At 63.9% G+C, this 25,513-nt stretch carries 25 protein-coding genes; 9 read left to right on the top strand and 16 right to left on the bottom strand.

Going from position 1 to position 25,513, the window contains the following annotated elements; translation table 11 throughout:
* Positions 1–197: 197 nt before the first annotated feature.
* Positions 198–1,475, top strand: a complete 1,278-nt coding sequence (locus RFN30_RS14045) for a GGDEF domain-containing protein (RefSeq protein WP_320262682.1) — start codon at positions 198–200, stop codon at positions 1,473–1,475.
* Positions 1,476–1,493: 18 nt separating this feature from the next.
* On the opposite strand, the gene RFN30_RS14040 is transcribed toward RFN30_RS14045, so the two are convergent.
* Positions 1,494–2,504 (bottom strand): ribonuclease T2 family protein, encoded by a 1,011-nt coding sequence (locus tag RFN30_RS14040; protein WP_320262681.1) that lies wholly within the window; start codon positions 2,502–2,504, stop codon positions 1,494–1,496.
* A 207-nt stretch (positions 2,505–2,711) separates the two neighbouring features.
* Here RFN30_RS14040 and RFN30_RS14035 point away from each other — a divergent pair, with 207 nt between their 5' ends.
* The 3 genes from RFN30_RS14035 to RFN30_RS14025 all read left to right on the top strand — a co-directional run bounded on the left by RFN30_RS14035 (position 2,712) and on the right by RFN30_RS14025 (position 6,548).
* Positions 2,712–3,644: an alpha/beta fold hydrolase gene (locus tag RFN30_RS14035; protein WP_320262680.1), complete on the top strand. Its 933-nt coding sequence runs from the start codon at positions 2,712–2,714 to the stop codon at positions 3,642–3,644.
* 82 nt (positions 3,645–3,726) lie between these two features.
* A complete protein-coding gene (locus RFN30_RS14030) occupies positions 3,727–4,902 on the top strand; it encodes a CaiB/BaiF CoA transferase family protein (RefSeq protein ID WP_320262679.1) in 1,176 nt (391 codons plus the stop codon).
* On the top strand, positions 4,899–6,548 hold the full coding sequence (locus RFN30_RS14025; protein WP_320262678.1) for a thiamine pyrophosphate-binding protein: 1,650 nt from the start codon (positions 4,899–4,901) through the stop codon (positions 6,546–6,548). Before RFN30_RS14030 ends, RFN30_RS14025 begins: the two co-directional genes overlap by 4 nt.
* A 51-nt stretch (positions 6,549–6,599) precedes the next feature.
* Here the strand turns inward: RFN30_RS14025 and RFN30_RS14020 are convergent, their stop codons facing one another.
* Positions 6,600–7,046: a CHRD domain-containing protein gene (locus tag RFN30_RS14020; RefSeq protein ID WP_320262677.1), complete on the bottom strand. Its 447-nt coding sequence runs from the start codon at positions 7,044–7,046 to the stop codon at positions 6,600–6,602.
* Positions 7,047–7,211: 165 nt separating this feature from the next.
* On the bottom strand, positions 7,212–8,495 hold the full coding sequence (locus RFN30_RS14015) for a cystathionine gamma-synthase family protein (protein ID WP_320262676.1): 1,284 nt from the start codon (positions 8,493–8,495) through the stop codon (positions 7,212–7,214).
* Positions 8,496–8,617: 122 nt separating this feature from the next.
* On the opposite strand from RFN30_RS14015, the gene RFN30_RS14010 reads away from it, so the two are divergent.
* Positions 8,618–9,076 carry an Lrp/AsnC family transcriptional regulator gene (locus tag RFN30_RS14010; protein WP_320262675.1) on the top strand — a complete coding sequence of 153 codons (459 nt, stop codon included), beginning with the start codon at positions 8,618–8,620 and terminating at the stop codon, positions 9,074–9,076.
* Between the two features lie 38 nt (positions 9,077–9,114).
* Here RFN30_RS14010 and RFN30_RS14005 read toward each other — a convergent pair whose 3' ends face one another.
* The 4 genes from RFN30_RS14005 to RFN30_RS13990 form a co-directional block, all read right to left on the bottom strand.
* Positions 9,115–10,086, bottom strand: a complete 972-nt coding sequence (locus RFN30_RS14005) for an ABC transporter substrate-binding protein (protein WP_126099219.1) — start codon at positions 10,084–10,086, stop codon at positions 9,115–9,117.
* Between the two features lie 39 nt (positions 10,087–10,125).
* Entirely contained in the window at positions 10,126–11,280 is a 1,155-nt protein-coding gene (locus tag RFN30_RS14000) for an ABC transporter permease (RefSeq protein WP_320262674.1), read from the bottom strand.
* Positions 11,277–12,155, bottom strand: coding sequence for an ABC transporter permease (locus tag RFN30_RS13995; protein ID WP_320262673.1), 879 nt, complete (start codon positions 12,153–12,155; stop codon positions 11,277–11,279). Before RFN30_RS13995 ends, RFN30_RS14000 begins: the two co-directional genes overlap by 4 nt.
* Before the next feature lie 410 nt (positions 12,156–12,565).
* Entirely contained in the window at positions 12,566–13,357 is a 792-nt protein-coding gene (locus RFN30_RS13990) for an ABC transporter ATP-binding protein (protein ID WP_320262672.1), read from the bottom strand.
* 116 nt (positions 13,358–13,473) lie between these two features.
* Between RFN30_RS13990 and RFN30_RS13985 the strand changes: the two genes are divergently transcribed.
* Positions 13,474–13,878 carry a cupin domain-containing protein gene (locus RFN30_RS13985; protein ID WP_430694677.1) on the top strand — a complete coding sequence of 135 codons (405 nt, stop codon included), beginning with the start codon at positions 13,474–13,476 and terminating at the stop codon, positions 13,876–13,878.
* Positions 13,879–13,901: 23 nt separating this feature from the next.
* On the opposite strand, the gene RFN30_RS13980 is transcribed toward RFN30_RS13985, so the two are convergent.
* The 4 genes from RFN30_RS13980 to aptA all read right to left on the bottom strand — a co-directional run bounded on the left by RFN30_RS13980 (position 13,902) and on the right by aptA (position 18,446).
* Entirely contained in the window at positions 13,902–14,279 is a 378-nt protein-coding gene (locus tag RFN30_RS13980; protein WP_320262670.1) for a hypothetical protein, read from the bottom strand.
* A gap of 2 nt (positions 14,280–14,281) precedes the next feature.
* On the bottom strand, positions 14,282–15,733 hold the full coding sequence (hydA, locus tag RFN30_RS13975; protein WP_320262669.1) for a dihydropyrimidinase: 1,452 nt from the start codon (positions 15,731–15,733) through the stop codon (positions 14,282–14,284).
* A 62-nt stretch (positions 15,734–15,795) separates the two neighbouring features.
* Complete coding sequence (locus RFN30_RS13970) at positions 15,796–17,046, bottom strand: Zn-dependent hydrolase (RefSeq protein WP_320262668.1); 1,251 nt, start codon at positions 17,044–17,046, stop codon at positions 15,796–15,798.
* 71 nt (positions 17,047–17,117) lie between these two features.
* Positions 17,118–18,446: an omega-aminotransferase AptA gene (aptA, locus tag RFN30_RS13965; protein WP_320262667.1), complete on the bottom strand. Its 1,329-nt coding sequence runs from the start codon at positions 18,444–18,446 to the stop codon at positions 17,118–17,120.
* Positions 18,447–18,700: 254 nt separating this feature from the next.
* Here aptA and RFN30_RS13960 point away from each other — a divergent pair, with 254 nt between their 5' ends.
* Positions 18,701–19,330 (top strand): TetR family transcriptional regulator C-terminal domain-containing protein, encoded by a 630-nt coding sequence (locus RFN30_RS13960; RefSeq protein ID WP_320262818.1) that lies wholly within the window; start codon positions 18,701–18,703, stop codon positions 19,328–19,330.
* A gap of 282 nt (positions 19,331–19,612) precedes the next feature.
* Here RFN30_RS13960 and RFN30_RS13955 read toward each other — a convergent pair whose 3' ends face one another.
* Positions 19,613–20,485, bottom strand: a complete 873-nt coding sequence (locus RFN30_RS13955; protein WP_320262666.1) for a helix-turn-helix transcriptional regulator — start codon at positions 20,483–20,485, stop codon at positions 19,613–19,615.
* Between the two features lie 103 nt (positions 20,486–20,588).
* On the opposite strand from RFN30_RS13955, the gene RFN30_RS13950 reads away from it, so the two are divergent.
* Positions 20,589–21,434 carry an SDR family oxidoreductase gene (locus tag RFN30_RS13950; protein ID WP_320262665.1) on the top strand — a complete coding sequence of 282 codons (846 nt, stop codon included), beginning with the start codon at positions 20,589–20,591 and terminating at the stop codon, positions 21,432–21,434.
* On the top strand, positions 21,431–22,153 hold the full coding sequence (locus RFN30_RS13945; protein ID WP_320262664.1) for an SDR family oxidoreductase: 723 nt from the start codon (positions 21,431–21,433) through the stop codon (positions 22,151–22,153). Before RFN30_RS13950 ends, RFN30_RS13945 begins: the two co-directional genes overlap by 4 nt.
* Before the next feature lie 27 nt (positions 22,154–22,180).
* On the opposite strand, the gene RFN30_RS13940 is transcribed toward RFN30_RS13945, so the two are convergent.
* From RFN30_RS13940 to preA, 4 genes are all read right to left on the bottom strand, one after another.
* On the bottom strand, positions 22,181–22,675 hold the full coding sequence (locus tag RFN30_RS13940; RefSeq protein ID WP_320262663.1) for a DUF3592 domain-containing protein: 495 nt from the start codon (positions 22,673–22,675) through the stop codon (positions 22,181–22,183).
* Between the two features lie 145 nt (positions 22,676–22,820).
* Positions 22,821–23,279: a carboxymuconolactone decarboxylase family protein gene (locus RFN30_RS13935; RefSeq protein WP_320262662.1), complete on the bottom strand. Its 459-nt coding sequence runs from the start codon at positions 23,277–23,279 to the stop codon at positions 22,821–22,823.
* An 11-nt stretch (positions 23,280–23,290) separates the two neighbouring features.
* Positions 23,291–23,818 (bottom strand): RrF2 family transcriptional regulator, encoded by a 528-nt coding sequence (locus RFN30_RS13930; protein ID WP_320262661.1) that lies wholly within the window; start codon positions 23,816–23,818, stop codon positions 23,291–23,293.
* A gap of 380 nt (positions 23,819–24,198) precedes the next feature.
* Complete coding sequence (gene preA / locus RFN30_RS13925) at positions 24,199–25,512, bottom strand: NAD-dependent dihydropyrimidine dehydrogenase subunit PreA (RefSeq protein WP_320262660.1); 1,314 nt, start codon at positions 25,510–25,512, stop codon at positions 24,199–24,201.
* Position 25,513 lies beyond the last annotated feature (1 nt).

The following is a 25,513-nucleotide window of genomic DNA, read 5'->3' as shown; positions in this document are numbered from 1 at the left end:
CCGAACGGCAATCGCTTTCGGCATGCCGCAATTTGTCCCGGAGCTTGCGCCGGGCTGGAGCATCCGTCCCCGGTATCGATCTTTTCGTCGCCCGTCCCCGGCTGACGAAAGCAGCGGTTAACCATTCGCCGTCAAAACGATGACAGGTTGAGCAAAATCGCGTGAGGGCGCGATTTCGGGAAAGACGGATCGACGCAGTGCTGAACGCTGTCCTGCTCCTTGCCGAAGCTGTTCTCTACTTCGGCGCCATGGTCACGCTCTTCAGCTTCAGGAGCCGCATCGGGCTTGGCGTGTTTGTCTGCGCGCTCGGCGTCATGCACTTCCTCGAAACCTATCTCGCAAGCGTCTTCTATGTCGCGCTGCCCTTCGGCTTGGTCTCACCGGGCTCGGCCGTCATGTTTTCCGGCAAGCTGGTGATGCTGCTCCTGCTCTACATGAAGGAGGATGCGGCGACCGTCCGTCAGCCGATCTACGGCCTGCTGCTCGGTAATGCGGTGATGATCGGGCTCGTGCTGATCCTGCGCCTGCATGCGATCTCGCCGCTTCCGGACGGCAAGATGCCGGATATCGGCTTCATCGACGAGATGGGCTGGCTGATGGTGTGGGGCACCTCGCTGCTCTTCGTCGACGCCGTTCTGATCATCCTGCTCTACGAGAAGCTCGGCGCCCATCTGCGCCACATGCCTTTCACCCGCATCCTGGCATCTGTCGCCTGCGTGCTGACATTCGACCAAGCCGGCTTCTTCACCGCGCTGCATTTCGTCGCCGGCGCGCCGATCGAGGTTTTCTTCGGCGGCTGGTTCGCCAAGATGGCGGCGGCGCTCGTCTACAGCGGCATGCTTGTCGCCTATCTGAGATGGGTCGAGGATCACGAGATCGCGCTGCCGCGCGGCCTCTCCGACATTTTCGATACCCTCACCTATCGCGAACGCTATGAGGCGCTGGTCAAGCATGTCGGCCGCGATGGGCTCACCGGGCTGCTGCATCGCGGCAGCTTCGATGCCGACGGCGAGGCGGCCGTCGCAGCCGGCATCAGGACCGCCAAGCCGCTCAGCCTGTTGATCGTCGATGTCGACCACTTCAAGTCGATAAACGACCGCTTCGGTCATGCCGAGGGCGACAAGGTGCTGAAGTCTGTCGCCGCCGTGCTGATCGAGACTGTCGGCAGCGAAAAGCAGGTTTTCAGGATTGGCGGCGAGGAGTTTGCGATCCTGTGCCCGCAACCGCATGCGCTGGCGAGGCTGCTCGGTGAAGGCATCAGGAACGCGATCAAGACTTCCGCGCACACCAGTCGCTTCAACATCACGGTCAGCGCCGGCGTCTCCACCGTCGGCGAGACAACACGCTGCCTGGCCGACATCTTCGCGCTTGCCGACCAGCGCCTCTACAAGGCCAAGTCGAGCGGCCGCGATCGTGTCATCGGCGAGCCGGGCAGCGAGGTCGGCGCCCGCGAGGCGGCCCCGAAGACAGCCTGATCCGGCTGCCTGCCTGTTCTACTGGAACCCGATCGCGTCGACCGTGCCCTTGGGGCAGCCGGCCTTGCCCGTCGGCGCCGAGGCGATCAGTAGGTCGGCGAGCTTGCTGTCAGGGCCGATCGACCCGGAGAGACCGAGCGTCAGCTCGCCGATCAGACGCCGGCCGCTCGACGGATCGACAAGGCAGGAGACGCGCACGCGGTCGCCGGCACCTTTGCCGAAGGCCTGGTCGAAGGCATCGCGGATCTGGTCCGACGTCAGCTGCTTGCCGATGTTCTTGGTGAAGAGATCACGCACCGGCGAGGCGTTCACCGCGCGCATCAGATTGAGCGCGTCGGAGAAATACTCCTGCTGGCTCTTGCCGTAGCAGGTGCCGTGCTTGATCCATTCGTGGCGCTCCAGCTTGGAAGCTGTGCCCGGCATCACCTGGTTGAGCTCGGCGCGCGTGTTGGCGTCAAGATCGACGGGCGGCAAATCCCCCCAATGCGCGGGATTGTCGTTGGCCTTGTCGCCCGCCGACACCTGGCAATAGAAATTGCCGTTCGGCTGCGGCCAAAGCCCGTGCAGCGTGAAGTGCGAAGCGTCGAACTCGTTGGGGCTCTGCGCCTTGCATTCGGGCTTGCTGGCCTTGGTCTCGCAGAAGGCGGGCTGCCAGCTCAGCGCGAAGACATATTCAGGCTTGCCGGAAGCAGGCTGTGACGACTTGTTCTGGCCGGCGGGAGCGGGCGTGGCCGACGCGCTGCCGCCGGTGACATGGCCGCAGTTGATCTTCACCCAACGCCGTTCCGGATCGGCGCCCGGAACCTGGATGAGGTAGTGCGTGGGTTCGTCCTTGTTGCCGGCCAGAAGCTGATAGCTCTGTCCTGCTTGGGTCGACACGTCGCCGGGGTTCTTGCCGCTCTTGATGGCCTGCGTCGCCGGACAGGCGCTGTCGGCGACGAACGAGCCGCTCATCTTCACATCGGCTCGCGCCGTGCCGGTGCCAACCAGAGCCAGGACAACCAAACACCACAGTGCCCAAACCCGCATTCCGCTCTCCCGGCGATCATTGAACCGTATTGGATTCGTCACACTAGAACAGGCGAAGTGTCAGAATTACGATCTTTTTCGCCAGTCGAAAATAATCCCCAGGTGAACGCCTCAGCTCCTGCACATACTGCAACATAGCCCACGCGGGAGCGCTGCTCTCTTGACGCCGCCTAAACCCTCGCCCATCAGTCGCGAAGGGAGCAAGACATGCCATTCGACAAGCAGATCAGGCTGGCCTCACCGACCGGGGCCGATCTCAACATCTATGTGAAGCACGCCGGTGGAAATCCGCGCGCGGCGATCCAGATCAACCATGGCCTGGCCGAGCATGCGGCGCGCTATGCCCGCTTTGCCGAATTCCTCGCCGCGCACGGTTTCCATGTTTACGCCCACGACCATCGCGGCCATGGCGCGACAAAGGCGCCCGACGCGCCGCTCGGCAGGTTCGCCGCCGTCGACGGCATCGCCAAGGTGATCGCGGATGTCGGTGCGGTCCACGACCTGATCGCCGCCGAGCATCCCGGTTTCCCGGTCATCGTCTTCGGCCATTCGCTCGGCGCCTCGATTGCGTTGAATTTCGTCCTGCGCCGCAACCAGCGCGTCCATGCCGCCGCGATCTGGAACGGCAATTTCTCGCAAGGCCTGCTCGGCCAGCTGGCGTTGGCCATTCTCGGCTGGGAACGGATGCGGCTGGGCTCCGACGTGCCCTCGCGCCTGCTGCCGAGGCTCACCTTCCAGGCCTGGGGCAAGGCCGTGCCCAATCACCGGACCTTGTTCGACTGGCTGTCGCGCGACCCGGCCGAGGTCGACAGATACATCGCCGATCCGCTCTGCGGCTGGGATGCCTCCATCTCGATGTGGCGCGATGTGGTCAGGATGGCGCTCCATGCCGGCAAGGATTCGAGCTTCGCCGGCGTGCGCCGTGACCTCTTCATCAATCTGGTCGGCGGCGAGAAGGATCCGGCGTCGGACTACGGCAAGGCGGTCCGCCACCTCGCCCGGCGCATGGACGCGATGGGCTTTTCGAATCTGGTTTCGAAGGTTTACGCCGACACCCGCCACGAAAGCCTGAACGAGATCAACCGCGACATCGTCATGAGCGATTTCATCGCCTGGGCAGACCATGTGCTGAAGTCGTGACCGGCGTGGCCCACAGCATGAGTCGTGACATGACCGGCTACGATTGATAGAGGCTGCGCTTTCGACCCCATCACGGTGATCCATGGCCGAACCCCCGCTGAAAGGCATCCGCGTTATCGAACTCGCCCGCATCCTGGCGGGCCCTTGGGCCGGGCAGTTGCTCGCCGACCTCGGCGCCGATGTCATCAAGGTCGAGAGCCCCGACGGCGGCGATGACACCCGCAAATGGGGTCCGCCCTTCGTCATGAGCCATGACGGCGAGAACCTTTCAGCGGCTTACTATCACTCCTGCAATCGCGGCAAGCGCTCGATCGCCATCGATTTCTCCAAGCCCGAGGGCGCCGACACGCTGCGCCGCCTCGTCGCCACCGCCGACGTGCTGATCGAAAACTTCAAGCTCGGAGGCCTGAAGAAATACGGCCTCGACTATGAGAGCCTGAAGAAGATCAATCCGCGCCTCATCTATTGCTCGATCACCGGCTTCGGCCAGGACGGACCCTATGCGCCACGCGCGGGCTATGATTTCATCATCCAGGCGATGGCCGGCATGATGTCGATCACCGGCGAGGCCGGCCGCGAGCCGCAAAAGGCCGGCGTCGCCATCTCCGACCTGTTTACCGGCCTCTATTCGGTGATCGCCATTCAGGCGGCACTTCGCCACGCCGAGAAGACCGGCGAAGGCCAGCACATCGACATGGCGCTTTACGACAGCCAGATCTCGGCGCTCGGCAATCAGAACCTCAACTATCTGGTTTCCGGCAAGTCGCCGGTGCAGATGGGCAATGCCCATATGAACATCGCGCCTTACGAGGTGCTGCCGGTGAAGGACGGCCACATCATCCTGGCCGTCGGCAATGACGGCCAGTTCGGCAAGTTTTGCGCTGTCGTCGGGCTGACCGACCTGCCCGCCAATCCGGATTTCGCCACCAACCCAGCTCGTGTCGCCAATCGCGCCAGGCTGCGTGAACTGATCATCGAGACGCTGAGCACTTGGGATCGCGACCCGCTGCTGGCGAAGCTTGAAGCGGCCGGCGTGCCGGCCAGCCCGATCAACACGATCGGCCAGATGTTCGCCGACCCGCAGACGGTCGCGCGCGGCATGCGACTCGACCTCGACGATGGCCACGGCAATTTGCTGCCTTCCGTGCGCGCGCCGATGGTGATGTCGGGCACGCCGCTCGTCTACGAGCGCCCCTCGCCGCGTCTCGGCGAGCACACCGAGGAAATTCTCGCCGAACTGGAGAGGTCAGCAAAATGAAAACCGGCGGACAACTGATCGTCGAGGCGCTCGAAGCGAACGGCACCGACCGCATCTTCTGCGTGCCGGGCGAATCCTATCTGGCTGTGCTCGACGCGCTGCATGACTCGCCGATCCGCACCATCGTCTGCCGTCAGGAAGGCGGTGCGGCAATGATGGCCGACTGCCAGGGCCGTCTGACCGGCAAGCCCGGCATCTGCTTCGTCACCCGCGGCCCCGGCGCCACCAACGCTTCGGCCGGCATCCATATCGCCATGCAGGATTCAGTGCCCTTGATCCTGTTCATCGGCCAGGTCGCCAGCCACGCCAAGGAGCGCGAGGCTTTCCAGGAGGTCGACTACAAACGCTTCTTCGGCGACATCGCCAAATGGGTGGTCGAGATTGACGATGCCGCGCGCATCCCGGAATTCGTCACCCGCGCCTTCGCGGTGGCGACATCCGGCCGTCCTGGCCCCGTCGTGATTTCGCTGCCGGAAGACATGCTGACCAGTGAGGTCGAGGCGCCGGATGTCCTTCCGCACACGCCGGTCGAGACGCGCCCCGGCGAGGCCGAGCTCGATGCGCTGGAAATGCTGTTGAGCAGTGCGAAGCGCCCGTTCGTCATTCTCGGCGGCACGCGCTGGGACGAGCAAGCGGTGGCACGGATGCAGGCGATCGCCGAGACATGGTCGCTGCCCGTCGGCTGCTCCTTCCGCCGCCAGATGCTGTTCGACCACCTTCATCCGAACTACGCCGGCGATGTCGGCATCGGCATCAACCCGAAGCTGGCGGCGCAGATCAAAGCGGCCGACGTCGTGCTGCTTATCGGCGGCCGCATGGGCGAGATGCCGTCCTCGGACTACACGCTGCTCAAGAGCCCCTACCCCGACCAGGTGCTGGTGCATGTCCATGCCGATGCCGGCGAGCTCGGCCGCGTCTACCGGCCTACCTTGGCGATCAACGCCTCGCCCTCGGCTTTCGTCGAGGCCTTCGCCAGGCGCAAGCCGGCCGGCGCGCCGTCCTGGGCGGAAGAGACGGCGAAAGCCCACGCCGCTTACCTCGAATGGTCGACGCCGCCTGAGACCGGCCCCGGCGCCGTCCAGATGGGGCCGATCATGAACTATCTGGAAAAGGCATTGCCGGAAGACGCCATCCTGACCAACGGCGCCGGCAACTACGCCACCTGGGTGCATCGTTTCCATCGCTTCCGCCGATTTGCCACGCAAGCGGCGCCGACTTCCGGCTCGATGGGCTACGGCACGCCGGCTGCGGTCGCGGCCAAGGCGCTGCACCCGGATCGCGAGGTCATCGCGTTTGCCGGCGACGGCTGCTTCCTGATGAACGGGCAGGAGTTCGCGACAGCCGTGCAATACGACCTGCCGATCATCGTCGTCGTCGTCAACAACGGCATCTACGGCACGATCCGCATGCACCAGGAGCGGGAATATCCGAGCCGCGTCGTCGCGACCGACCTCAAGAACCCGGACTTCGCCGCCCTTGCCCGCTCCTATGGCGGCCATGGCGAGACGGTCGAGAAGACCGAAGACTTCGCTGCCGCTTTCGAGCGCGCGCGCGCCAGCGGCAAGCCGGCAATCGTCGAGATCAGGCTCGATCCCGAAGCGATCACCCCGACCCGCACTCTGACACAGATACGCGACAAGTCCTGACCGGCAGGAACGAGGTGGTCGTCCGCCTCGTTCCTGGCTGCGGAAAGTCCGCTACATTGACCCGGCAGCCTTCTCGATCTGCCCGCGAATCTCGCCGTCCGGATTCGCCTTGGTGTGGATGTTGACGTAGTACTTGCCGGCCTCGAGGTCGGTGGCCTGCGTATCGGTCAATGTCGCCGAACCCTTGATCGGGCTCTTGAGCTTCTTGAACGGGATTACCGGATCGGCGCTCTGACCCATCGCGGCCGGGCCGTGAATGTGAGCGCCCGACGGCGGCCCGCTGAGGCCGGAATATTTGACGTTCCAGCTGAGCTTCTTGCTGGTGGTATTGAACGTGAATGTGGCAGTTCCCTTGCCCTTGGTGGTGACAGGCGGGGTCTGCTGGCCACCATCGAGCGTCGCCTTGAACTTCATCGTCTCGGCCATGGCCGGCGATGCGAGCAGGAAGGCGGTCGAAACGGCTAAAGCCGAAAGCATCGACACGGATAGGATGCGCATTGAGAACCTCCGTTTGGCTTACGCGTCCGCCACGGCTCCCCCCGGCGCGCGGATGCACCACTGCAACGGTTGGCCGGCGCTTTGTATCCCGGCACACGCATATTTTACCGCGCCACAAAAAAGGGGCGGTCGCCCGCCCCTTGGTGGATTCCACCATGGCAATGATCAGACGGCCGCCAGCGCCTGCGCTAGATCGGCGATCAGGTCGTCCGGATGCTCGACACCGATAGACAGCCTGACCGTGGTCTCAAGCACGCCGATACGCTGGCGCACATCGAAGGGAATGCCGGAATGGGTCATGGCCGCCGGATGGCTGGCCAGCGATTCCGTGCCGCCGAGGCTGACCGCCAGCTTGAAGATCTGCAGGCTGTTGAGAAAGGCGAAGGCTGCCTTCTGCCCGCCGCGTATATCGAACGAGAAGGTCGAGCCGGCGCCACTGCATTGTGCCCGATAGGTGCGACCTGCGGCAGTGTCTTCGCCCACGAACGGCAGATAATGCACCTTCTCGACCTTGGGGTGGTCGCGCAGGAAGTCGGCGACCAGGCGCGCATTGTCGTTTGCCCGCTCCATGCGGATCGACAGCGTTTCCAGCGAGCGGCCGAGCATCCAGCAGGAATGCGGGTCGAGCTGCGTGCCGATCGCGCCGCGCAGCGCCTTGATCGGCTTGGTGACCGCCTTGCTGCCCATGGCGGCACCCGCGATCAGGTCGGAATGGCCGCCGACATATTTGGTCAGCGAATAGACCGAAACATCGGCACCGTGTTCGATGGGCCTCTGGAATACCGGGCCGAGCAGCGTGTTGTCGCATACGATGATCGGCGTCGAGCCTTGCCGGACGCCGATCTCGTCGGCGATCCTCCGCATCAGCGCAATGTCGACAAGGCTGTTGGTCGGGTTTGACGGTGTCTCGATCAGGATGACCGACACCCGGCCCTTGCCGACGGCGGCGTCGGCGGCCACGCGTACCGCCGCCTCGTCGACGCCGTCCGCGAAGCCGACAGCCTCGATGCCGAAGCCGGCGAGCGTACGCGTCAGAAGCGTCTCGGTGCCGCCATAGAGCGGCTGCGAATGCAGGATGACATCGCCCGGGCGAGCATAGGCGAAAAGTGTCGTCGCGATCGCCGACATGCCGGACGAGAACAGGATGCACGCGTCCGTCCCCTCATAGACCGCCAGCCGGTCCTCGACGATCTCGCTGTTGGGGTGGTTGAAGCGCGAATAGACGAGACCGGCAGCCGTGCCGCTCGGCGGCTCCTTGCGGCCCGAGGTGTAGTCGAAGAAGTCGCGTCCCTCTTCCGCCGATTTGAACACAAAGGTCGAGGTGAGGAACACCGGCGGCTTGACGGCGCCCTCCGAAAGCTGCGGATCGAAGCCATAGCTCAGCATCAGCGTCTCCGGATGGAGCTTATGGTTGCCGATATGGGTTTTCGAAGGGCGCGGCGCGGTCATGGCTTTTCCTGCTTTTCGAGAAGTGTAGCACCGCAATTTATGCCATCCCGATCATGCAGTCCTTGCTATTTTCGGGCTCCCATGGCCGCGTTGCCGCAATGAATTGCCTGGAGAAACCGAAAGTGCAGCAGAAGATAGCCGACGACTTTGACCGCAAGATCCTGCGTGAATTGCAGGCCGACGCCCGCATCACCAACAACGAGCTTGCCGAGCGGATCGGTCTGTCGCCGTCACCCTGCCTGAGGCGCGTGCGGCGGCTGGAGGAAACCGGTGTCATCAGAGGCTACACCGCGCTGGTCGATCCGGCCGCTTTCGGCTGGGGCATGGTCGCCATCGCCACCATCCGGCTCAGCCGCCAGAACGAGGACGAGATCGTCATGTTCGAGGAAGCGATCCGCGGCTGGGAAGAGGTCCTGGAATGCCACCTCGTCACCGGCTCGCGCGACTATGTGCTGAAGGTGGTGGCAGGAAGCCTCGAACAGTACGAGCGCTTCATCAAGGAAAAGATCGCGCGGCTGAAATGCGTCGCCTCGATCGAGACCAGCTTCGTCATGAACACCATAAAGGAACGGCGCCTCTGAGGCGCCGTTCGCAAGATCGGAATATTGCTTGATAGGCCCTACTTGATCGCCTTGTCGGTGATCGCCGTCGTGTAGGCGCCCGAGGGCTCCTTGGCGATGATCTTCTGGTCGAGCAGCGCCTTGGCGGTGCGCTCGTAGGTCGCCGGATCGAGCTTGCCGTCGGCATTGTCGATCAGCTTGGCGACTTCGCCCATCATGCGCTTCTGGTGGTTCTCGTCCTGGCCGCCATTGTCCATGACGATTCCTGCCGCCTCATCCGAATTGTCGACGGCGTACTTCCAGCCCTTCATCGAGGCGCGCACGAAGCGCACCATCTTGTCCTCGAAGGCCGGATCCTTGAGCTTGTCCTCCAGCGCGTAGAGCCCGTCCTCAAGCAGGTCGTTACCCATCGCCGAATAGTTGAAGACGGTGAGCTGCTCCGGCTTGTAGCCGGCGTCGATCAGCTGCCAGTACTCGTTATAGGTCATGACCGAGATGCAGTCCGCCTGCTTCTGGATCAGCGGCTGCACGTCGAAGCTCTGCTTGAGCACGGTGACGCCGTCCGGGCCGCCCTCGGTCTTGAGGCCGAGCTTGTTCATCCAGGCGTAGAACGGATATTCGTTGCCGAAGAACCAGACGCCAAGCGTATGGCCCTTGAAATCGGCTTCGGTCTTGATCGGGCCGTCCTTCGGGCAGACCAGCTCCATGCCGGCCTTCTTGAAAGGCTGGGCGATGTTGACCAGCGGCACGCCCTTTTCGCGCGCGGCGAGCGCGCCGCCCATCCAGTCGACGATCACGTCGGCGCCGCCGCCGGCGATCACCTGCTCGGGCGCGATGTCCGGACCGCCCGGCTTGATGTCGACGTCGAGGCCTTCGGCGTCATAGAAACCCTTGGCCTTGGCGACATAGTAGCCGGCGAACTGGGCCTGCGTTACCCACTTCAGCTGCAGCGTCACCTTGTCGGCGGCCATCGCCTGGAAAGCGGCCAGCGACATCGCGCCGGCCAAAGCAGAAATTACAAGTCTTTTCATGTTTTTACCCTCTGAAGTTAGCACCCAAACCCACCGCCCCTATCCACCACGGACAGAGGGATGCCAAAACGTGACGGCCCTTTCGACAAGAGCGACCACGCCATAAAAGACCGAACCCGCAAGTGCTGCAACTGCGATTTCGGCCCACACCATGTCGATGTTCATCCGCCCGACTTCGGTCGAAATGCGGAATCCCATGCCCACCACAGGCGTGCCGAAGAACTCCGCGACGATGGCGCCGATCAGCGCCAGCGTCGAGTTGATCTTCAGCGCATTGAAGATGAACGGCATTGCCGCCGGCAGCCTCAGCTTCAGCAAGGTCGGCCAGTAGCCCGACGCATAGGTGCGCATCAGGTCGCGCTCCATATGGCCGGAGGCGGCAAGCCCGGCGACCGTGTTCACCAGCATCGGGAAGAAGGTCATGATGATGACGACCGCCGCCTTGGACGGCCAGTCGAAGCCGAACCACATGACCATGATCGGCGCGACGCCGATGATCGGCAGCGCCGACACCATGTTGCCGATCGGCAGGAGCCCGCGCCTGAGGAACGGCACGCGGTCGGCGAGGATGGCGACGATGAAGCCGGCGAGGTTGCCGACGACGTAGCCGACCAGCACCGCCTTGAAGATCGTCTGCCGCACGTCCGACCCCAGGATCGGCAGCGAGTTGGCGATGCGCGCGCCGATGGCGCTCGGCGGCGGCAACAGGATGAAGGGAATGCCGGCGCCGCGCGTCACCGCTTCCCAGATGATCAGGATCCAGGCGCCGAAGATCGCCGGGACGATCAGGCGCAGTGCAGTCTTCGCCCCGCTGGCTGCGGGCCGTAGCGAGGACAACAGCGCGACGCAGCGCCAGGCAAGCAGCCAGGCGGCTGCGAGAGCCAAGAAATATGGCGCCAGCGCCGTGCCCTCGAAGCCGGCGATGCCCTTGATCAGCAGCCAGGCGGCGATGTGGGCGCCGATGAACAGCACGACGGCTTCGACAAGTGGCGCGAGCCTCACCGCGGAAACCAGTGCCGCGATCAGCAGCAGTCCGAGGATCAGACCCTTCGTGCCCATATACGGATAGGCGATCGTCGCCGCGGGCTGCGCCAACGCAGTCGTTTCCGGCTTCGACATCGCGCCGAGCGCAAGGGCGACGAGGCAAAGCAGAATTGTCAGCATTGCTTGCCAGGATGGTTTCAGCCAGGTCATGCCGGCCTCCCGCCCATGGCGCGGTCGACCAGGCGGCCGGCGATGCCGACCACCATGACCAGAAGTGCGGCGACCACCGAGCCCGCGACCAGCGCTGACCAGATGTCGATCGTCTGGCTGTAGTAAGCGCCGGAAAGCAGCTTGGCCCCAATGCCGGCGACGGCACCTGTCGGCAGCTCGCCGACGATGGCGCCGACCAGGCTCGCCGCCACCGCCACCTTCATCGAGGTGAACAGGAACGGCACCGATGCGGGAACACGCAGCTTCCAGAAGGTCTGCGAGGCGCTGGCATTATAGGTGTGCATCAGGTCGAGATGCATGATCTCGGGCGAGCGCAGGCCCTTCACCATGCCGACCGCAACCGGGAAGAAGGACAGATAGGTCGAGATCAGCGCCTTCGGGATCAGGCCGGTGATGCCGATCGCCGCCAGCACCACGATGATCATCGGCGCGACCGCCAGGATCGGAATAGTCTGCGAGGCGATGATCCACGGCATCAGGCTGCGGTCGAGCGTCGTCACATGCAAGATGCCGACGGCGATGACGATGCCGAGCGCCGTGCCGAAGGCGAACCCGAGCAGCGTCGAGGACAGCGTCACCCAGGCATTGTAGACCAGGCTGCGGTTGGAGGTGACGCTGCGCAGGAAGGTGTTCTGGAAGAAGTTCACCGCCACCTGGTGCGGCGCCGGCAGCGTCGGCTTCGGCTGCGACAAAGTCTTGCCGATGAATTCGACCGCGCCGGGCGTTTCGTTGGCCCGTTGGTCGAGATCGCGCTGGAACGGCGCGTTGAGGATGACGGCGAAGACATACCAGATCACCACCACACCGGCGAGGATCGAGGTGACCGGGATGATTTTGGAGCGGAAGCTATCCATGGAGCGGCGCTCCCGAAACTTGCGTGAGGCGCGTCCGCATCGAGGAACGGGCGCCGTCCCTGCGCTCACCCGGGGTGAAATGATCGCGGCGTCCGAACTTCGTCATCCTAGGGCGGAGCAAGGAGCGAAGCGACGCGGCGCAGACCCTAGGATCCATGCCGTTGCTCCTCCGCTCCGCAACGGTAGAGAACAGGGCTCTCTGCGCCTTGCGGTATTTAGCGGGCATTCTGCACCGTTTTGACCCTTCGGCCGAGATCACGGCATGGATCCTAGGGTCTGCGCTCCGCTTCGCGTCGCTCCGCCCTAGGATGACGAAGACGTGGTTGGCCCAGCACTCTGCGCAAGCCGCTTGGCGCTTGCTCTGCCCATACATGACGAAGGCGTCGCGGGCCGCCCGGTAGTGACGGCGCTCAATCCTCATAGCTGTGCCCTGCCCGCAGGCCGTCGCGCACGCGCGCGGCGATCGCCAGGAATTCCGGCGTCTCGCGGATGTCGAGCGGCCGCTTGCGGGGCAGCGTCGATTCGATGACGTCGGTGACACGGCCCGGCCGCGGCGACATCACCACGATGCGCGTCGACAGATAGACCGCCTCGGGGATCGAATGGGTGACGAAGCAGATCGTCTTGTTGGTCCGATCCCAAAGCGAAAGAAGCTGCTCGTTCAGATGGTCGCGCACGATCTCGTCGAGCGCCCCGAACGGCTCGTCCATCAAAAGCAGGTCGGCATCGAAGGCGAGCGCGCGCGCGATCGAGGCGCGCTGCTGCATGCCGCCTGAAAGCTGCCAGGGATATTTCTTCTCGAAGCCGGAGAGGTTGACCAGTTCGAGCGTGCGCCTGATGCGTTCCGCCTGCGCGGCCTGGCTGAGGCCTATGATCTCCAGCGGCAGCGCCACGTTGCGCTCGATCGTGCGCCAGGGGAACAGCGCCGCAGCCTGGAAGACATAGCCATAGGCGCGTTTCTCGCGCGCCTGCTCCGGCGAAATCCCGTTGACCGAGATCGTACCCGAGGTCGGCTTCTCCAGGTCGGCGATGACGCGCAGCAATGTCGTCTTGCCGCAGCCGGACGGGCCGATGAAGGAGACGAACTCGCCCTTGCCGATGGTGAGATCGACATTGGACAATGCCTGCACCGGACCGTCATTGGTCTGGAAGGTAAGGCCGAGCTTGCTCGCCGAAACGACGGCTGGCGACTGTCCGCTCATCGGCAGAAACCTGTCTTTCGCAGCCGCTGCCGCGCAGGATGAAATCCCGTTGCTTTTGCGTTGATGTTGTTTTCCACTCGTCCAGTCCCATTCGATCGACGCCCGGAGCCTTGCCGATGTCGCCTAAACCCACTTGTCATCTTATTCGCCCTGAAAGCACTTATGAAGGCAAGCAGGGGCTGAGCTATTTCGCCGGTATCGCCGCCGAGACCGTCGGCTCCTCCGGCATCTGCATGCATCTCCTGACCCTGCCGCCTGGCGCCCGCGCCAAGGCGCACATGCATGAGAACCACGAGACGGCGATCTATGTGCTCTCCGGCGAAGTCCATACCTGGTATGGCGACCGGCTCGAGCAGCACATCGTCGTCAAGGCCGGCGACCTGTTCTACATTCCGGCCGGCGTGCCGCATCTGCCCGCCAATCTGAGCGGCGCGCCCTCGTCGGCGGTCATTGCGCGCACCGATCCCAACGAGCAGGAGAGCGTGGTCCTGCTGCCGGAACTGGATGCGCTGGTCGCCTGAAGTTGACGGGTGGGCTCTCGCCGTCATTTGCACCGGGAGACTTCGCCCATCGTATTGCCCTCCTCGTCGGTCACCACCAGCTTCTTCGCATTCTTTTTGCTGCGCTTGATGATGAACTTTGTCGGCGACTGCCCCTCTTCGCCTTCCGCCTCACATTTTGCTGTCACCACAAGCGAACCATCGGCCTGCGCCTGCTTGTCGCTGAAGGTGCAGGCGCTGGCCGCAGTGATCAGCTCCTTGTCGGTCAGAAGCAGCATCTGATCGGCGGCGACTTCCTGGCCGTTTCTGTTGATACAGCCATACTTGTCGCCGTATGGCTTGCTGAGGTCGATGCCGGCAGCAAAGGCCGAACCTGCGGTCAGCAGCGAGGCAGCCGCGATTGCAAGATAGAGAGCCCGCACGCTCAAACTCCCGTCGCCGGAATGCCCGTGCGCTCCACCTTGCGCGGCGCGCTGATCTCCTTCCAGGTCGACAGCGCCCGGTTGACCGCCGCATTCGGCTCGCGGGCGACGAATTCGCCATGGCCGATCTTGGCCTTGACGTCCGACTCCTCGATCGACAGCTCGCCCCGCGAGAAGACGAAGCGCGGCAGCCCGGTCACCTCGAAACCTTCGAAGACGTTGTAGTCGATCACCGACTGCTGCTTCTTGGCCGAGATCGTCTTCTTGCGCTTCGGATCCCAGACCACGATGTCGGCGTCCGCGCCTTCGACGATCGCGCCCTTCTTCGGATACATGTTGAGGATCTTGGCGATATTGGTCGAGGTCACCGCGACGAACTCGTTCATCGTCAGCCGTCCGGTGTTGACGCCTGTGGTCCACAGAATAGGCAAGCGGTCCTCGAGGCCGCCGGTGCCGTTCGGGATCTTGGTGAAGTCGCCGATACCGTTGCGCTTCTGCTTGGTCGTGAAGGAGCAGTGGTCGGTCGCCACCACCTGCAGCGAGCCGGCCTGCAGGCCCGCCCACAGCGAATCCTGATGCCACTTGCTGCGGAAGGGCGGGCTCATCACGCGGCGTGCCGCATGGTCCCAGTCCTTGTTGAAATATTCGGTCTCGTCGAGCGTCAGGTGCTGGATCAGCGGCTCGCCGAAGACGCGCATGCCCTTCTGGCGGGCGCGGCGGATGGCCTCGTGGCTCTGCTCGCAGGAGACGTGCACGACATAGAGCGGCACGCCGGCCATGTCGGCGATCATGATGGCGCGGTTTGTGGCCTCGCCTTCCACCTCCGGCGGACGCGAATAGGCGTGGCCTTCGGGGCCGTTGTTGCCGGCGGCAAGCAGTTTTTGCGAGAGCGCCGCGACGACATCGCCGTTCTCGGCATGCACCAGCGGCAACGCGCCGAGATCGGCGCAGCGCTGGAACGACGCATACATCTCGTCGTCGTCGACCATCAGCGCGCCCTTATAGGCCATGAAGTGTTTGAACGAGGTGATGCCCCTGTCGACCACGGTCGCCATCTCGTCGAACACCTGCTTGCCCCACCAGGTGATGGCCATGTGGAAGGAATAGTCGCAGGACGCCTTCGAGGTCTTGTTGTCCCACATCTGCAGGGCTTCGAGCAGCGACTGCTGCGGCGCCGGCAGGCAGAAATCGACCACCATGGTCGTCCCGCCGGAGAGCGCGGCGCGCGTGCCGGATTCGAAATCGTCGGCCGAGTACGTGCCCATGAATGGCATTTCGAGATGGGTGTGCGGATCGATGCCGCCAGGCATGACATAGCAGCCTGTGGCGTCGAACTCGTGGTCGCCGTGCAGGTCCGAACCGATGGCGATGATCTTGCCGTGGCTGAACACCACGTCGGCCTTCCAGGTGCGGTCGGCCGTGACGATGGTGCCGTTCTTGATGACTTTGGTCATTTCTGTTCCCCTGATCTTTCGCGCTTCTTTGCGAGCGGCTTTTCGAGGTGACGTCTAGTCGGTCATTCGACAATCCCCGCCGTCTCGACCACCGCGTGGAACAGCACGTTGGCGCCCGCCGACGCCCATTCCTTGGAGATGTCCTCGGCCTCGTTATGGCTGAGCCCGCCGACGCAAGGGCACATGACCATGGTCGCTGGCGCCACCTTGGCCGCCCAGCAGGCGTCGTGGCCGGCGCCCGAGATGATGTTCATGTGGCTGTAGCCGAGCTTTTCGGCAGCCGTGCGCACGCGGCCGACCAGCGTCGGATCGAAGGTCACGGGATCGAAATGGCCAACCGCCTCGACCGAGCATTTGACCCCGAGCGGCTCGCAGATCTTCGGAGCTTCCTTCTCGATGCGGCCGCGCATGCCGTCGAGCTTGGCCTGGTCCGGCGAGCGGATGTCGACGGTGAAGATCACCGTGCCCGGCAAGACGTTGCGGGAATTCGGCGAGAACTTCACCTGGCCGACACCGCCGACGGCGCCCGGCTGGTTCTCCATCGCGACCGTCTGCACCATCTCCAGGATGCGGGCCATGGCAAGGCCGGCATTGACGCGCATGGTCATCGGCGTCGAGCCGGTATGCGCCTCCCTGCCGGTCAGCGTGAACTCCAGCCACCACAGGCCCTGGCAGTGGGTGACCACACCGATCTGCTTGTCCTCGGCTTCGAGGATCGGCCCCTGCTCGATGTGATATTCGAAATAGGCGTGCATCTTGCGCGCGCCGACCTTCTCGTCGCCGACCCAGCCGATCCGCTTCAGCTCGTCGCCGAAGGTCAAGCCGTCGAGGTCTTTGCGGGCATAGGCGTAGTCTTGGCTATGCACGCCGGCGAACACGCCGGAGGCGAGCATGGCCGGCGCGAAGCGCGCGCCCTCCTCGTTCGTCCAGTTGGTGACGACGATCGGATGCCTGGTCTTGATGCCGAGATCGTTGAGCGAGCGCACGACCTCCAGGCCGGAAAGCACGCCGAGCACGCCGTCATATTTGCCGCCGGTGGGCTGGGTATCGAGGTGGGAGCCGACATAGACCGGCAGCGCGTCCGGATCGGTGCCGGGCCGCGTCATGAACATGGTGCCCATCTGGTCCACGCCCATGGTGAGCCCGGCCTCGTCGCACCAGGACTTGAACAGCTCGCGGCCCTGCTTGTCGGAATCGGTCAGCGTCTGGCGATTGTTGCCGCCGGCGACGCCGGGGCCGATCTTCGCCATCTCCATCAAGGAGTCCCACAAACGGTCTGAATTGATTCGCAGATTCTCGCCGGGGGTGGCCATTCAAAGTCCTCTCATTTCTTTGTCTCCGGTCGGGCGGCGGTTCCCGTCGCCGCCCGACCGGTCTGAAGCAGTTAGTCTATCGAGCGCAGAACATCCCTGACATGATCGATCAGTTCGTTGATCTGGCCCTTGGTGATGATCAGCGGCGGCGACAGCGCGATGATGTCGCCGGTGGTGCGGATCAGCGCGCCGCGCTCGAACGCCTTGACGAAGGCCGAGAAGGCCCGCTTGGTCGGGCTTCCGGCGATCGGCGCCAGCTCGATCGCGCCGATCAGGCCGATGTTGCGGATGTCGATGACATGCGGCTCGCCCTTCAGCGAATGCAGCGCGTCTTCCCAGTAGGACGAAAGCTCCTCGCCGCGGGTCAGCAGGCCCTCTTCCTTATAGGTGTCTAAAGTGCCCAGCGCCGCGGCGCAGGCGATCGGATTGCCCGAATAGGTATAGCCGTGGAAGAACTCGATCATGTGCTCGGGGCCGGTCATGAAGGCGTCGTGGATCTCCTTCTTGACGAACACCGCACCCATCGGGATGACGCCGTTGGAGACGCCTTTTGCCGTGGTCATGATATCCGGCGTGACGCCGAAATAATCTGCCGCGAACGGCGCGCCAAGGCGCCCGAAACCGGTGATCACTTCATCAAAAATCAACAATATGCCGTGCTTGGTGCAGATCTCCCGAAGCTTCTGCAGATAACCCTTCGGCGGTAGGATGACGCCGGTTGAGCCGGCCACCGGCTCCACGATGACGGCCGCGATGGTCGAGGCGTCATGCAGCGCGACCAGACGTTCGAGATCGTTCGCCAACTCGGCGCCATGCTCCGGCACGCCCTTCGAGAAAGCGTTCTTCTCCGGTAGGTGCGTGTGCGGCAGATGGTCGACGCCGCCGAGCAGCGTGCCGAACATCTTGCGGTTCGAGACGATGCCGCCGACCGAGATGCCGCCGAAATTGACGCCGTGATAACCGCGCTCGCGGCCGATCAGGCGCGTGCGCGAGCCCTCGCCCCTGACGCGATGATAGGCGAGCGCCATCTTCAGCGCCGTCTCGACCGATTCCGAACCGGAATTGGTGAAGAAGACGTGGTCCATGCCCTTCGGCGCGATGTCGACCAGGCGGTTCGCCAGCTCGAAGACGATTGGGTGACCCATTTGGAAGGCCGGCGCATAGTCGAGCTCGGCAGCCTGGCTCTGGATCGCCTCGGTGATCTTCGGCCGGCAGTGGCCGGCGTTGACGCACCACAGACCGGCGGTGCCGTCGAGCACCTTGCGGCCGTCGCTCGTCGTGTAGTGCATGTCCTTGGCGGACACGAACATGCGCGGCGCCTGCTTGAACTGCCGGTTTGCCGTGAACGGCATCCAGAATGCGCTGAGATCGTTCGGCGTGACTTTCAGCCGGTTGGACATGACCAAGATTTCCCCTTGTAACCTGTTTCGGTGCGCTAACGCTTGGTCTTCCCAAGGCTTGGTCTTCGTTGCGTTTTCGTGCTACGCAAAATTTTGACCGGTTGGACAAACGTTAGCACCGCCCTGTCGGCGGTCAAGGGACTACTAACGGAAATGCGGCATCGAAAGCGCGCTCCACGGCTCGGAGAAAAACTGGTCCAGAGAATTGGTCCAGAAAACCCGCGCAACGGCGGCCGGCAAGGATGACGGACACGATGGAAGGCTCAGCTCCCCGCCGCACCCGCATTCAGCAGGAAAAGCGCGAGCTGATCCTGGAAGCCGCGCTCGAAGTCTTCTCCGCCAACGGCTTTCGCGGCTCGACCATCGACCAGATCGCCGAAGCCGCCGGCATGTCGAAGCCGAACCTTCTCTATTACTTCCGCCGCAAGGAAGACATTCACGAGACGTTGATGCAGCGGCTGCTCGACACCTGGCTGGCGCCGCTCAGGGAGCTCGACGACATCGGCGATCCGATGACCGAGCTCAGGAGCTACATCCGCCGCAAGCTCGAAATGGCGCGCGATTTTCCGCGCGAGAGCCGGCTCTTCGCCAACGAGATCCTGCAAGGCGCGCCGCGCATCATGCCGATGCTGGAGGGCGAGCTGAAAACGCTTGTCGACGAGAAGGCCGCCGTTATCAAGGGCTGGATGCGCGCCGGCAAGATCGCCCGCACCGACCCCTGGCACCTGATCTTCTCGATCTGGGCGACGACGCAGCATTATGCCGATTTCGACGTCCAGGTGCGCGCCGTGCTCGGCCCCGACCGCGGCGGCGATGGCCGCTTCGAGGATGCCGCGCGCTTCCTCGAGCAGCTGTTCCTCGACGGGCTGAAGCCGAAAGGTTAGCGACTGGTCGAATAGCTTAATGGACGGGATCGACCTACCAGCCGTTTGGCTGTTGCTGATCTTGGAGATTGGCCGCAGCTCCTCAGCTTCGTCATCCACGGGCGGAGCAAGGAGCGTAGCGACGCAGCGCAGACCCGAGGATCCATTCCGTGACTTCAAAGCTCCGCTACGGACCAGAATTCTGCTCCGCTGCACCCCACGGCAAAGGTAACGGAATGGATCCTCGGGTCTCCGCGTCCGCTTCGCTCCCGCTCCGCCCGTGGATGACGAAGCCGACGGGCCTCAGGCGCTGCGCCGCTCGGTCGGAAGCTCCTCAAGCAGCTTCCGCAATTTCGCAACCGAGTTCTGCTCAGGCAACGGCGTGTAGACGATCAGCCGCATGTCCGAGCCGTCGTCGATCGACAGGCTCATATGCTCGAAGGCCATCGCGCCGGCGCTGGGATGGCGGACATGCTTCACCCCGGTCAGCCTTCGCGCCACGTCTCGCCGCGGCCACCAATCCCGGAATTCCGGGCTCGAGCGCATCATCAGCGCGATCAGCCGCTCGAAATCCGGATCGCCGACATATTTGGCGCTCTCGGCGCGAAACGAAGCGAGCACCACGCGGGCAAGCTCTTCCCAGTCGACCAGCAGCCGGCGGTGATGCGGGCTGGTGAACACCAGATGGACGATGTTGCGGGCATCGCCCTCCAACTGCCCATAGTCGCCGAACACGGCCACCGCAGCATCGTTCCAGGCCAGCAGGTCCCAGCGCCGGCCAACGACATAGGCCGGCTGCAGGACGAGGCTCTGCAGCATGTGAAGTAGCGTCCCGTCGACCTTTTCAGGCGCCGCCACTCGACGTTCGGGCTGTTGTCGGCCGGCGAGGATGAACAAATGCCGCTTCTCGACAGGGTCGAGGCGCAACGCTTCGCAGAGTGCCGTCAGAACTTCCACTGAGGGCCGCACGTCCCTGCCCTGCTCCAGCCAGGTGTACCAGGTGGTGCCGACGCCGGCGATCATCGCCACCTCCTCGCGCCTCAGCCCGGGCGTACGCCGCCTGGCGCCGGTCGCGATGCCGATGTCGGCAGGCGACAGTCGCTCGCGGCGCGAGCGCAGGAAGGCGCCAAGCTCACGGCGGCGGCTGTCCTCGGGGGAATGGGTCACTGCATCCATGAAGCTATTATAGCAGTACCGATACCAGGATAAAGTTTGAACTGTTTGGGATGCGCGCCGCGCCCCATCTTCCCGTTCAGAGCAGCACAAGGAGGCTCTGAACATGGAACTCAAGGACAAAACCGTTCTCGTCACCGGCTCGACCGACGGTGTCGGCCGCCTCGTCGCCGAAAGGCTCGGCGCTGCCGGCGCCCGCGTGCTGGTGCATGGCCGCGACGAAGGCCGTGGCAAGGATGTGGTGGCCGCGATCGAGGCAAAGGGCGGCAAGGCCGAATTTCTCGCCGCCGACCTCGCCTCGCTCGCCGAAGTGCGCCGCCTCGCTGAAGCCGTGCGCGAAAGGACCGACCGGCTCGACATATTGATCAACAATGCGGGCGTCGGCACTGGCGGCCAGGGCGCGAAAAGGCAGGTGAGCGCCGATGGCTGTGAGCTGCGCTTCGCCGTCAACTATCTCGCCGGCTTCCTGCTGACGTCGGAGCTGCTGCCGCTGCTCAAGGCCGGCGCGCCGGCGCGCATCGTCAACGTCGCGTCGGCCGGCCAGCAGGCGATCGACTTCGACGATGTCATGCTGACCCACGGCTATAGCGGCGTGCGCGCCTATTGCCAGAGCAAGCTGGCGCAGATCCTGTTCACCATCGACCTGGCCGAACAGCTCAAAGGCACCGGCGTCACCGTCAATGCGCTCCATCCGGCAAGCTACATTGACACGACCATGGTTCGTCAGGCCGGCGTCACGCCATGGAGCTCGGTCGAGACCGGCGCCGACGCGATCCTCAACCTGGCGGCATCGCCGGCGCTCAAAGGTCGCAGCGGCCTCTACTTCGACGCCCAGCGGGAATCGCGCGCCGATGCGCAGGCCTATGACGAAAAGGCTCGCCGTCAGTTGCGGGCGCTCAGCCTCGAACTGACCGGACAATCTTCCACGACATCCAGGGAACAACACTCATGAGTGAGAACATCGAACACTGCGTGATCATAGGCGGCTCGTCCGGCATCGGCCTTGCCACGGCCAAACGGCTAGTCAGCCCCACGATGAAAGTGACGATCACCGGCCGCAATGAGGAGAAGCTGAAGAGCGCCTGGAAGAGCCTTGGCGGCACCGTCGGCAAGGCCGCTTTCGATGCGAGCAGGCCGGACGAGGTCCGGCGCTTCTTCGATGGCCTCGGACCGTTCGATCACCTCGTTCTCGCGGCGAGCGGCGGCAAGGGACTGGGACCGTTCGCGACGCTCGACCTTGCCGACATCGGCAGCGGCGTCGACGAGAAGGTCCGGCCTCAGCTGGCCTGCCTGCAGGCGGCACTGCTGACCTTGAACAAAGCCGGATCAGTCACCCTCATTTCGGCCGTCTCGGCGCAGCTCGCGGCGCCCGGCGTCGCCGGCATCGGCGCCATCAACGGCATGCTGCTCACCGTGGCGCCGATCCTGGCCGTCGAGCTAAAGCCGCTGCGCGTCAACGTCGTGGCGCCCGGCGTCATCGACACGCCCTGGTGGGACTTTCTACCGGCCGAGCAGCGGCAAGCGGTCTTCGCCGAATATGCCGGCAAGACGCCGGTCGGCCGCATCGGCCGCGCCGAAGATGTCGCCGGCGCGATCGCCTTCCTCGTATCCAACGGCTTCATGACCGGCCAGGTGCTGACCTGCGACGGCGGTCTGCGCTTTGCCGCCTGAGCGGAGAACAGATCCGCGGCGAATGGATCAGTTAGAAATGAGGCCGGGCAAGAAGGCGAGCACCATCAGCCCGGCGACAACGGCACACCAGACAAGAAGGTGGACCGCCTTCATCAGCGGGCGGCCCACCTCGCGTGCCCGCTTCGGGTGAAGGGGATCGTACATCACCTCGACCGGCGCGCCGACGTTCCCGGTCGTTTTGTTGACCGGCAGATATGACTCGAAACGCCACGTCTTGCCCAGCCGATCGGCGAATTCGATGATCGGCGTATCCGGCCCGTCGCTCGACTTATCGATGCGGACCACCTTGCCGGTGGTAGGGACGCCGCGCCGCTTGAGCACGATGTTGCCATAGGTCTGTATGCCGAGGAGCGCCAGGAAGAAGACGCCGCACAGGAAGCACCATATCTGAATGTCGCTCGGATGCCCGCCAAGGGCTTGGGCAACAGCCCGGAACGGAAACAACGCCTGGTGGAAGGCTTCCGAAACGCGGGCCCAGAATGCGGTCCAGCTCTGCTCCATGAACGCTCCGACGGGCGAACCTGGGTTTGCTAATACAGGACAATCGCGACGGAGCGATTAACGCGCAGCCGTCAATTGCGCGGAATCCGCGGAAGGATCAGAGAAGGCGCGGGCCTCTGGCAGACCCGCGCCCTCCGGTGAACGATCACGCTGCCTTGGCGGCCGGCATCGGATGGATGGCGTGGAAGGACACGCAGAGCCGGTTCCAGGTGTTGATCATGCCGATCACCACCGTCAGCTTGACCAGTTCCTCTTCCGAGAAATGCTCCAGTGTCCTGGCGTAGAGATCGTCCGGGACGCCGTTGTCGGAGATGTTCGTCACCTTCTCGGTCCAGGCCAGTGCTGCGCGCTCGCGCCCGGAAAACAGCGGCGATTCCTTCCAGGCGGCGACAAGATAAAGCCGGGTCTCGGTCTCGCCGTCCTGCCGCGCCTCGCGGCTGTGCATCTCGACGCAATAGGAACAGCCATTGATCTGCGAAGCCCTGAGCTTGACCAGATGCATCAGGCTTTCCTCCAGCCCGCACTCCTCGACGGCCTTGTTGAGCGCCAGCACCGCCTTCATGATTTCAGGCGCCTTGGCGAAGAACTGCAGCCTCTGTTTCATTCTCTTACCTTTCACGCTTGTTGATTTGGTTGATTGGATTGATTTTTCTGCGGCCGCTGGTGGCGCTCGACGAAGGCGCAGCTCGCAGCGACCGTGCGAGGATCGGCGTCGTTCATGAAATCGGCGACGATGTCGGAGAGCTTTGCCTCGGCAAGAGCGGCACGATAGGCGCGCTCGGCCTTGAGCATCGCGGTATTGATGCCGCATGGCTTCACATAGGCCGAGGCGTCGAGCCTGACCGGACCGCGCTGGCGGATCTCGCCGCAGCGGAAGGCGGGCTCTCTACCCTCGACCGACAGCACGATGTCGAGCAGCGTGATACGCTCCGCCGGCCGCGCCAGCCGGTAGCCGCCGGCCGGTCCTGGCACCGATTCCAGGATACGCGCCGTCGTAAGCTGATTGAGATGTTTCAACAGATAGCTCGGCGACAGGCCAAAGGCCTCGGCCATGGCCGCGCCCGACATGGTGCTGTTGCCGTCGATGCCGGCAAGCATGGCGGCGCAGTGGATCGCCGCTTCGACGCCCTCTCCCAGCTTCATGGCTTGCAGCTCCTATTCATGGATATTTTTTATCATGGATACTTTTTATCTGCAATAGTGAACTGTGATAACCCCGTTGGGCGGCCGCGCAGTGGGGATTTCTCCAAAGGTTGGCGCCGCCCCTCATTGCCCTGCCGGGCATTTCTCCCCGTATAGTGACGGGGAGAAAGATGCTCCCGCGGATGGTTTCGCCAACCGCAATCGTTGGAGGAAGAGTGCAAACGCGGTCACAGCTCCCTTCTCCCCGTCACTATACGGGGAGAAGGTGCCGGCAGGCGGATGAGGGGCGGCGCCGACTTCGACAATTGACGTCGTGCGCACAAAAAAATCGCCCCGTGCGAGCACAGGGCGATTGAGCCAAACCGATAAAGACGAAAAACCTACTCCACCGCCACCTTGGCCATCGGGTTGTTCGGGTGCGTCGTCCAGTTGGCGTAGATCGGCGACACCGGCTTGCCGGTGCGCTCGTCCATCGCGCCGGCCGCCAGCGGCTCCATCGTGATGCAGCCTTCCACCGGGCAGACATTGACGCAGAGGTTGCAGCCGACGCATTCGGCCTCGATCACCTCGAAATGCCTGACGCCGTCCACCATGCTGGTGATTGCCTGGTGCGAGGTGTCCTCGCAGGCGATGTGGCAGCGCCCGCACTTGATGCAGGCGTCCTGGTCGATATGCGCCTTGGCGACGTAGTTGAGGTTGAGGTACTGCCAGTCGGTGACGTTGGGCGTGGCGCGGCCGATGATGTCGGAGAGCGAGGCGTGGCCCTTCTCGTCCATCCAGTTCTCGAGCCCTGCGATCATCTCCTGCACGATCTTGAAGCCATAGGTCATCGCCGCCGTGCAGACCTGCACGTTGCCGGCGCCGAGCGCCATGAATTCGGCCGCGTCCCGCCAGGTGGTGATGCCGCCGATTCCCGAGATCGGCAGGCCATGCGTTTCCGGATCGCGCGCGATCTCGGCCACCATGTTCATGGCGATCGGCTTCACCGCCGGGCCGCAATAGCCGCCATGCGAGCCCTTGCCGTCGATGGTCGGCTGCGGCGCGAAACTGTCGAGGTCGACGCCGGTGATCGAATTGATGGTGTTGATCAGCGACACCGCGTCGGTGCCGCCGGCCTTCGCTGCGCGGGCCGGCTTGCGGATGTCGGTGATGTTCGGCGTCAGCTTGGTGATGACCGGCATGCGCGTGTACTGCTTGCACCAGCGCACCACCATCTCGATATATTCCGGCACCTGGCCGACAGCCGAGCCCATGCCGCGCTCGCTCATGCCGTGCGGGCAGCCGAAATTGAGCTCGATGCCGTCGGCGCCGGTCTCCTCGACCAGCGGCAGGATCGCCTTCCAGCTCTCCTCGACGCAAGGCACCATGATCGAGGCGACCAGCGCCCGGTCCGGCCAGTTCATCTTGACCTGCTTCATCTCGCGCAGATTCGTCTGCAGGTCGCGATCGGTGATCAGTTCGATGTTGTTCAGACCGAGCAGGCGGCGGTCGGCGCCCCAGATCGCGCCGTAGCGCGGGCCGTTGACGTTGACGACCGGCGGGCCTTCTTCGCCCAGCGTCTTCCACACCACGCCGCCCCAACCGGCCTTGAAGGCGCGCTCGACATTGTAGGCCTTGTCGGTCGGCGGCGCCGAGGCCAGCCAGAACGGATTGGGCGACTTGATGCCGACGAAAGTGTTGCGGATGTCTGCCATG

Origin of the sequence: Mesorhizobium dulcispinae (assembly GCF_033977345.1) — a bacterium.
GTDB classification, from domain to species: domain Bacteria; phylum Pseudomonadota; class Alphaproteobacteria; order Rhizobiales; family Rhizobiaceae; genus Mesorhizobium; species Mesorhizobium dulcispinae.
This window is presented reverse-complemented; position numbering and strand designations above follow the sequence as displayed.

Excerpts from the sequence above, each read along its gene's own strand:
- RFN30_RS14000 (WP_320262674.1), bottom strand. The coding sequence starts at position 11,280 with ATGACCTGGCTGAAACCATCCTGGCAAGCAATGCTGACAATTCTGCTT.
- RFN30_RS13955 (WP_320262666.1), bottom strand. The coding sequence starts at position 20,485 with ATGGATGCAGTGACCCATTCCCCCGAGGACAGCCGCCGCCGTGAGCTT.
- RFN30_RS13960 (WP_320262818.1), top strand. The coding sequence starts at position 18,701 with ATGGAAGGCTCAGCTCCCCGCCGCACCCGCATTCAGCAGGAAAAGCGC.
- RFN30_RS13940 (WP_320262663.1), bottom strand. The coding sequence starts at position 22,675 with ATGGAGCAGAGCTGGACCGCATTCTGGGCCCGCGTTTCGGAAGCCTTC.
- RFN30_RS14015 (WP_320262676.1), bottom strand. The coding sequence starts at position 8,495 with ATGACCGCGCCGCGCCCTTCGAAAACCCATATCGGCAACCATAAGCTC.
- RFN30_RS14035 (WP_320262680.1), top strand. The coding sequence starts at position 2,712 with ATGCCATTCGACAAGCAGATCAGGCTGGCCTCACCGACCGGGGCCGAT.
- aptA (WP_320262667.1), bottom strand. The coding sequence starts at position 18,446 with ATGTCCAACCGGCTGAAAGTCACGCCGAACGATCTCAGCGCATTCTGG.
- preA (WP_320262660.1), bottom strand. The coding sequence starts at position 25,512 with ATGGCAGACATCCGCAACACTTTCGTCGGCATCAAGTCGCCCAATCCG.
- hydA (WP_320262669.1), bottom strand. The coding sequence starts at position 15,733 with ATGACCAAAGTCATCAAGAACGGCACCATCGTCACGGCCGACCGCACC.
- RFN30_RS14040 (WP_320262681.1), bottom strand. The coding sequence starts at position 2,504 with ATGCGGGTTTGGGCACTGTGGTGTTTGGTTGTCCTGGCTCTGGTTGGC.
- RFN30_RS13970 (WP_320262668.1), bottom strand. The coding sequence starts at position 17,046 with ATGGCCACCCCCGGCGAGAATCTGCGAATCAATTCAGACCGTTTGTGG.
- RFN30_RS14030 (WP_320262679.1), top strand. The coding sequence starts at position 3,727 with ATGGCCGAACCCCCGCTGAAAGGCATCCGCGTTATCGAACTCGCCCGC.
- RFN30_RS13990 (WP_320262672.1), bottom strand. The coding sequence starts at position 13,357 with ATGAGCGGACAGTCGCCAGCCGTCGTTTCGGCGAGCAAGCTCGGCCTT.
- RFN30_RS13985 (WP_430694677.1), top strand. The coding sequence starts at position 13,474 with ATGTCGCCTAAACCCACTTGTCATCTTATTCGCCCTGAAAGCACTTAT.
- RFN30_RS13930 (WP_320262661.1), bottom strand. The coding sequence starts at position 23,818 with ATGAAGCTGGGAGAGGGCGTCGAAGCGGCGATCCACTGCGCCGCCATG.
- RFN30_RS14005 (WP_126099219.1), bottom strand. The coding sequence starts at position 10,086 with ATGAAAAGACTTGTAATTTCTGCTTTGGCCGGCGCGATGTCGCTGGCC.
- RFN30_RS14020 (WP_320262677.1), bottom strand. The coding sequence starts at position 7,046 with ATGCGCATCCTATCCGTGTCGATGCTTTCGGCTTTAGCCGTTTCGACC.
- RFN30_RS13995 (WP_320262673.1), bottom strand. The coding sequence starts at position 12,155 with ATGGATAGCTTCCGCTCCAAAATCATCCCGGTCACCTCGATCCTCGCC.
- RFN30_RS13945 (WP_320262664.1), top strand. The coding sequence starts at position 21,431 with ATGAGTGAGAACATCGAACACTGCGTGATCATAGGCGGCTCGTCCGGC.
- RFN30_RS14025 (WP_320262678.1), top strand. The coding sequence starts at position 4,899 with ATGAAAACCGGCGGACAACTGATCGTCGAGGCGCTCGAAGCGAACGGC.
- RFN30_RS13935 (WP_320262662.1), bottom strand. The coding sequence starts at position 23,279 with ATGAAACAGAGGCTGCAGTTCTTCGCCAAGGCGCCTGAAATCATGAAG.
- RFN30_RS13950 (WP_320262665.1), top strand. The coding sequence starts at position 20,589 with ATGGAACTCAAGGACAAAACCGTTCTCGTCACCGGCTCGACCGACGGT.